This is a genomic window from Micrococcus sp. KRD012, assembly GCF_017168555.1.
Classification (GTDB): Bacteria; Actinomycetota; Actinomycetes; order Actinomycetales; family Micrococcaceae; genus Micrococcus; species Micrococcus luteus.
In genome coordinates this window covers 53504-56913 of the sequence record NZ_JABFBB010000024.1, presented here as the reverse complement: position 1 = coordinate 56913, position 3410 = coordinate 53504, and the positions used below count along the sequence as shown (strand labels likewise).

General features: G+C 74.0%; 2 protein-coding genes. One reads left to right on the top strand and one right to left on the bottom strand.

From position 1 onward, the window contains the following. Positions 1–1478: MFS transporter (locus tag J1M37_RS10180; protein ID WP_241251021.1), on the top strand; the 1478-nt coding region annotated here is incomplete at its 5' end. 16 nt (positions 1479–1494) lie between these two features. Here J1M37_RS10180 and J1M37_RS11740 read toward each other — a convergent pair. Beyond that, positions 1495–3330 (bottom strand): ABC transporter permease, encoded by a 1836-nt coding sequence (locus J1M37_RS11740; RefSeq protein ID WP_166795212.1) that lies wholly within the window; start codon positions 3328–3330, stop codon positions 1495–1497. Between the last annotated feature and the right edge of the window lie 80 nt (positions 3331–3410).

Sequence of the window (3410 nt, the reverse complement as noted above, 5' to 3'; positions counted from 1 at the left end):
TCCGGAGGAGCACCCATGTCCCAGTCCCTGACCAGCACCGCATCCTCATCGCACTGCTCATGCCGCTCTTCCTCGCGCTGATGAGCGTGTCCGTGGTGAACGTGGCGCTGCCGGCCATCGAGTCGGGCCTGGACGCCACGAGCGCGGATCTGCAGTGGGTGCTGGCGGGGTACACGCTGACGTTCGGCACCGTGCTCGTGGCCGCGGGCCGCGCCGGCGACCTGTGGGGGCGCAAGAACCTGTTCCTGGCGGGCATCACGCTGTACATGCTCGGCTCCCTGCTCTCCGGCTTGGCCGGGGACACCCTGCTGCTCAACGCGGGGCGCCTGCTCACGGGCCTGGGCGCGGGCGTGTTCAACCCCCAGGTCATCGGGTTCATCCAGTCGAACTTCCACGGCCGCGCCCGCGGGCGGGCCTACGGGCTCTTCGGCACCGTGGTGGGCCTCGGCGTGGCCGTGGGGCCCCTGCTCGGCGGGCTGTTCCTCGGCGCGTTCGGCCCCGAGTGGGGCTGGCGCTCCACGTTCCTCATGAACGTGCCCGTGGGCCTGGCCGCCGTCGCGATGGGCGCCCTCTGGCTGCCGCCGCCCACCCGCGTGCACGGCCTGCCCCCCGCCCCCGGACCACGCGGGATCGCCGCGCTCGACCCGGTGGGCGCCCTGCTGCTCGGCGCCGGCGGGGTGAGCCTCATGGTGCCGTTCATCGTCCCGGGCACCGCCTGGCTGCTGGTGCTCGCCGCCGCGCTCGTGACGGCGTGGTGGCTGTGGGAGAAGCGCGTGAAGGCCCGGGCGTCGGCCACCGGCGTGCAGCCCATGGTGGACCCGGCCCTGTTCCGGCGGCCGTCCTTCACGATCGGCGCGCTCGAGTCCACGATCTACCTGGCCACCATGCCGGCGGTGTTCGCGATCGTGGCGATCTTCCTGCAGCGCGGCATGGGGTTCACGCCGCTCGAGGCCGGCCTCGTGGGTCTGCCCGGCGCCGTCGTCGTGGCCTCTCTGTCCCCGTGGGTGGGCTCGATGGTGCAGCGGCGCGGGCCCGTGCTCGTGCTGCTCGGCGCTCTGGTGGGCCTCGTGTCGCTGGGGGTGCTCGCGCTCGCGTTCGAGCGCAGCGCAGCCGGCGCGTGGTCGCCGTGGATCGTGGGGGTGGGGCTGATCGTGCAGTCGGCCTCGCAGGCCCTGCTGCTCACCAGCACGCAGGTGCTGATGATGGACGACGTCGCCGGCCACGAGGCGGGGGCGGCCGGCGGCGTCGCCCAGACGGCGCAGCGCCTCGGCACCGCCCTGGGCCTGTCCGTGGTGACGGGCGCGTTCTTCGCGGCCCTGGCCGGCGCCGCAGCCGAGAGCGCCGGGCCACCGTCGGCCGCGGCGTACGCGCACGCGGCCTCGACCGCCATGGGCATGGTGGCCGTGTGCTGGGCGCTCACCGCCGTGGTCGCGGCCCTGGACGTGGTCCGGCGGCGCCGCGCGGTGCGCGCGGCCTGACCGGCCCGCGGGGGCCTCAGCGCAGGAACAGCGCGCCGAGCCGGCGGGCGGCGAGCCACACCCCGACGCCGGCCATCACCACGAAGTAGAGAACGTGGCCGGCGGTCGCCCAGCTCAGCGCCCCCACCGCGAGCGCGCGCATCATCTCCACCGCGTGCCACAGCGGGAACACGCGGATCACCCACTGGATCGGCTCCGGGTAGACCGCGAGCGGGAAGAACGTGGCCGAGAACAGGAACATGGGCATCAGCACGATCTGGACCCAGTCCATGTGCTGGAACGTCTTCATCCAGCTCGTCACCGCCATGCCGAGGGAGGCGAAGCCCAGCGCCACGAGCAGGGCGCCGGGGATCATGAGCAGCGCCGTCCACGAGGTGACGAGACCGGCCACGGTCATGACGATCAGGAAGCCGACCGCGTAGATCAGCCCGCGCAGCAGTGCCATCGCGATCTCCCCGAGTGCCACGTCCAGCGGGCCCAACCGCGTGGAGAGCATGGTCTGGTACGTCTTCGCGTAGCGCAGCTTGAAGAACACGTTCCACGTGGAGTCGTAGATGGCGCCGTTCATCGCCGAGACCGCCAGCAGTGCGGGGGCGAGGTACATGCCGTACGGGACGGGGGTGCCATCCGGGCCGGCCACGTCGCCGACCAGCGCACCGAGCCCGAGCCCCAGGGAGGCCAGGTAGAGCACGGGCTCGAAGAACCCGGAGAAGAACACCACCCAGTTGTTGGACTTCAGGGACAGGAACGCCCGCTCCATCACCGCGCGCACGTTGCCCGAGTACGCGCCGGCCAGCGGGCCGCGGCGGACGGGGATCTCGGGCAGGGGCGGCACGGCGACGGCGTGTTCCCGCACCACCGAGGACGACGGCGCAGCCGGGTCCGCCTGCGCGGCGGCGGGTGCGACGTCGGCGCGGGCGGCCCCGGTGCGCGCGGCACGGCGGCCCAGGCGCGGGGCACGGCGGCCCAGGCGCGGGGCACGGTCGCGACGGGCGGCCGTGACGGCGTCGCGGTCCGGGGTGCCGCGGACCCAGCCGAGGCGGCGCGTGTAGATCCGCACCGCGAGCCAGGCCCCGCCGAGCGCGAGGGCCAGCAGGAACGCCACGTGCACCACGGTGAGCCAGGCCGGCTCGACCATCCCGTAGGAGAGCACGCGGCCGAGCTGGGCGGCATGCCACTGCGGGGAGAGCCAGCCGATCCAGCGCAGCCACACCGGCAGCGCCTCGAGCGGGTAGAAGGTGGCGGAGAACAGGAACAGGGGCATGACCACGAGCCGCTGCAGGGTGGCGAACTGGCCCTTGTCCTCCTTCAGGGAGGCCGCGAACGCCATGATCGGCGCGCCGACGGCGAGCCCGCCGAGCGTGGCGGTGAGGACCTGCACCCACGCCCACGGGCTCGAGACCACGCCGAACGCCAGCATCACCAGCAGGAACACGGCGGCCTGGAACACGAACCGCAGGCTCACGGCCGCGAGGTGGCCCAGGGCGATCTGCGCCGGAGACAGCGGAGTGGCCTGCGCCGCGTAGTACGTGCGCTGCCACTGGAACCCGCCCATCACCGGGTAGGAGAACTCGACGGACGCGGTCATCAGCGCGCCCGAGGCCAGCAGCGCCGGGGCGATGAACGCGACGTAGGAGACCCCGCCCAGGGCGTCCTGCGGCATCCCCCCGCCCATGAGCTGGGCCAGGCCCAGGCCCATGGCCAGCAGGTAGAGCACGGGCTCGCCGAGCGCCCCGACGAGCAGCACCGCGCCGTAGCGACGCATGTTCCGCAGCTGGTGTTCGGCGTAGAGCAGGACGCCGCGGCGCCTCACGCGCTCCGCGGACGCCGCCGCGGTGACCGGCGGGCGCAGCGGCTCGGCGGGCGTGGCGGACGGAGCCGAGGTCCCGGACCGCGGGCCGGGCGAGGCGGGGCCGGGGGTCGTCGTCGTGG